Source organism: Gluconobacter sp. P1D12_c (assembly GCF_018812105.1).
GTDB lineage: Bacteria > Pseudomonadota > Alphaproteobacteria > Acetobacterales > Acetobacteraceae > Gluconobacter > Gluconobacter oxydans_A.
This window is the reverse complement of record NZ_JACSIQ010000816.1, coordinates 1-370: the sequence shown is the minus strand read 5'-3', so window position 1 is coordinate 370 and position 370 is coordinate 1. Positions and strand designations below refer to the sequence as shown.

Genomic DNA, 370 nt, shown 5'->3' with positions numbered 1-370 from the left:
CTTGAGGCCGTATTGGYTTTATCCAGAAGCCCCTCTCTCAATCGCGCGCCATCACTGGCAGCGGCATGCGTTGTTTTCCATTTGCGGATGAACCGGTATTTCCGATCGATGGAAACATGCGATTTATAGCCAAAAAGAACGGGATGGCGAGATCGCTGGATGGCATGGTTCCATCATCCTGCCGCTTCGCCTTCGTGAACTTCAGTGTCCAGCGCGCATGACGATCCTTGTGCGACAGCTTTGCGGGTTTGTCCTGCCAGTCTTCAGGAATACGGCCTGCTCGCAGATCCGCTTTCTCTGCATTGGTGTTCCGCTGCTTCGGAGCCGCTACCAGCGTGGCATCCAGGATCTGGCCTGACATCGGCARATA

Annotated in this window: 1 pseudogene; it reads right to left on the bottom strand. The window is 55.2% G+C overall.

The features are described 5' to 3' along the window. Nucleotides 1–370: pseudogene (locus KP705_RS19340) on the bottom strand (IS5/IS1182 family transposase); the annotation flags it as partial.